Source organism: Polynucleobacter sp. 35-46-11 (assembly GCF_002281105.1).
Genome location: NZ_NCFJ01000340.1, coordinates 1 through 2,794, shown reverse-complemented (window position 1 = coordinate 2,794; position 2,794 = coordinate 1). Strand labels below are relative to the sequence as shown.

The window sequence follows — 2,794 nt, the reverse complement described above, 5'->3', positions numbered from 1 at the left end:
AGCCAGATGTTGCCTAAAAAGCTTTACTAATCGAATTTAAAAGCTCTCCTCACCGAGAGGCTTTGAAACCCGCTGACGGTGAAACGCAGCGGGTTTTTGTTTTTGAATCGCCAGCAATTTATTAGATATTGAATACCGGGAAAAAATGCCATGAGTCTGAAAGATCAAATCACTGAAGATATGAAAAACGCCATGCGTGCAAAAGAAGTGGCGCGCCTTGGAACGATTCGCCTTTTATTGGCGGCCATCAAACAGCGTGAAGTGGATGATCGCATTGTGATGGATGATACGAGTGTGATTGCTACTGTTGAGAGGATGATTAAGCAGCGTAAAGACTCGATCTCTCAATTTGAAAAAGCCAATCGCGATGATTTAGTTGCGATTGAAGCGGCCGAGATGGTCATCCTACAAGACTACTTACCTGCACAGTTGTCTGATGCTGAAGTCGAAGCAGCGGTAGCTGCAGCGGTTGTATCGACTGGTGCTGCTGGTCCGCAAGATATGGGCAAAGTCATTGGTGTGCTTAAAGGTCAGTTGGCGGGTAAAGCCGATATGGGTAAAGTTTCTGGTTTGGTAAAAGCGGCGCTGGCTAAGTAAGTTAGCAAGCTAAGCCTCATCTACTGCTGATGGCTCTCATACCCCAATCCTTCATTGCCGATTTATTGAATCGTGTCGACATCGTCGATGTGGTTGGGCAGCAAGTGAAACTAAAAAAAGCGGGCGCGAACTTTCAAGGTTTGTGCCCCTTTCATTCTGAGAAATCTCCTTCATTTTCAGTATCACCAACAAAGCAGTTCTATCACTGCTTTGGTTGTGGGGCGCACGGCTCTGCGATTAGCTTTCTCATGGAGTATTCCGGTCTTGGCTATGTAGATGCCATTGAAGACTTGGCTCGTTCTGCAGGATTAGATGTGCCTCGTGAAGAGCGCACTGCGAATGATGTTGCACGTCAACAGCAGACCATGGCTTTAAGTGAGGTCATGAGTGCAGCAGCCGATTGGTATCGCCAGCAACTCAAAACAGCACCGCGTGCAGTGGAATATCTCAAGGGGCGCGGCCTGACTGGTGAGATCGCCAAACGCTATGCATTGGGTTATGCGCCTGATGGTTGGCAGGGTCTTGAAGCAGTCTTTGGTACTTATGCTAATGATGAAGTGGCAAAGACTTTGCTTGAAGGAGGATTACTCATTCAGAGTGAGCAGACTGACAATAATCAGACTGCAAGACGCTACGATCGCTTTCGCGATCGCATCATGTTCCCGATTCGTAATCCTAAAGGTCAAACCATTGGCTTTGGTGGGCGCATCTTAGATCAAGGTGAGCCAAAGTATTTAAATTCACCCGAGACACCACTGTTCTCTAAAGGCAATACGCTGTACGGATTATTCGAAGCAAGACAAGCCATTCGCTCACAAGAATATGTTCTCGTATGTGAGGGCTACATGGATGTCGTGGCGCTCGCACAATTAGGTTTCCCGAATGCGGTAGCAACTTTGGGCACAGCCTGTACTGCGAATCACGTGCGCATGTTGTTGCGCCAAACAGATAAAGTAGTGTTTTCATTTGATGGCGACTCTGCTGGTCAGCGTGCTGCGCAACGTGCATTAGAGGCATGTCTTCCATTGATGTCGGATGACAAAGAGATTCGTTTCTTATTCTTGCCGACAGAGCATGATCCCGATAGCTATGTCCGCGCCTATGGTGCGCCGGCCTTTGAAAAAGTCATCAAAGAAGCTATGTCGATCTCGAGTTTTTTCTTCAAGATTGTTAGTCAAGATCATGAGTTGACAACGCCAGAAGGTAGAGCGCAAACACACCATGCTGCAAAACCTTTGCTGTTATCAATGCCACCAATCGCTCTGCGTACGCAAATTTTGCGTGAGTTGGCTATACGCACAAATTCAACTCCTGCAGAGTTAGAGTCTTTCTGTGGATTAACGGTAGCACCCGCACCAGTGCAGCTGGGTTCTTATGCGGCAACAAATCAACGTGCACCCAACTTCGTACAAGCCAATAGCGGCAACAGAACACAGGGCGCACCCTGGCAAGCATCTAAAGGTTCAGCAAAAAGAGCGCCAGTACAAAATATTCCACCTCCTCAAGCCCCTACCGATTTAGCTGAGCAGATGTTGCGAGTCTTGATTCAGTTTCCGCATCTAGGAAAAGCCTTGGATGCCAACAAAAGGGCGCTTGCCTTGCAGGCCTCTGAGTTGCGTTCGGAAAAAGCATTGGAGCTGATGAGGGATTTGTTGAGTCAATGCGATCGTATTGAATTGATTCCTGGTGAGAATGGCAAGCCACCCTCAGTTGGTGCCGGCGCTTTTGCTTTATTCCAAGAGCAGTTATCCCGAAGTGAGCTAGCTCCGCTCTATGAGGTATTGAGAAAACGGGTGATGGGTTCAGATTTAGACCTCGATGGTGCAGTTGCGGACCTTGAGGGGGCATTCAAAAAGCTCGAGCTCACCCACCTCAAAATGGAAATGACGGAAATTGCTCAAAAGATTGCTGGTAGCACCGCTACAGAGCAAGATCGGGCTCGATATCGCGAGCTGGGCGAAAGATTGAAATTCTCCTAAGAATTTTCTGATTTAGCCTTAGTAAAACCCGAAATTTACCCTATATTTTCAGTATGAAAAGGGGTAAAAAAGTCGCAATCGACTATAATCCTCTATTCCCAGAAAAAAACCGATTTAATTCAGCCACTTGCGCTTTATTTTGAAGAAATTTGGGGCAAGTGGATAAAGTAGCTGCGCCTAAGCAGTCGAGAACAATCATCAGTAACGTGAGTAAGTGC

2 protein-coding genes are annotated in these 2,794 nt (G+C 47.1%); both read left to right on the top strand.

Going from position 1 to position 2,794, the window contains the following annotated elements:
- Positions 1 to 150 precede the first annotated feature (150 nt).
- Positions 151 to 597, top strand: a complete 447-nt coding sequence (locus tag B7Y67_RS14545) for a GatB/YqeY domain-containing protein (protein WP_293599254.1) — start codon at positions 151 to 153, stop codon at positions 595 to 597.
- A 29-nt stretch (positions 598 to 626) separates the two neighbouring features.
- Entirely contained in the window at positions 627 to 2,576 is a 1,950-nt protein-coding gene (gene dnaG / locus B7Y67_RS14540) for a DNA primase (RefSeq protein ID WP_293599253.1), read from the top strand.
- The last annotated feature ends 218 nt before the right edge of the window (positions 2,577 to 2,794 follow it).

What these genes read in the sequence shown, in the direction of transcription:
- B7Y67_RS14545 (WP_293599254.1), top strand. Translation starts at nt 151, where the DNA reads ATGAGTCTGAAAGATCAAATCACTGAAGATATGAAAAACGCCATGCGT.
- dnaG (WP_293599253.1), top strand. Translation starts at nt 627, where the DNA reads ATGGCTCTCATACCCCAATCCTTCATTGCCGATTTATTGAATCGTGTC.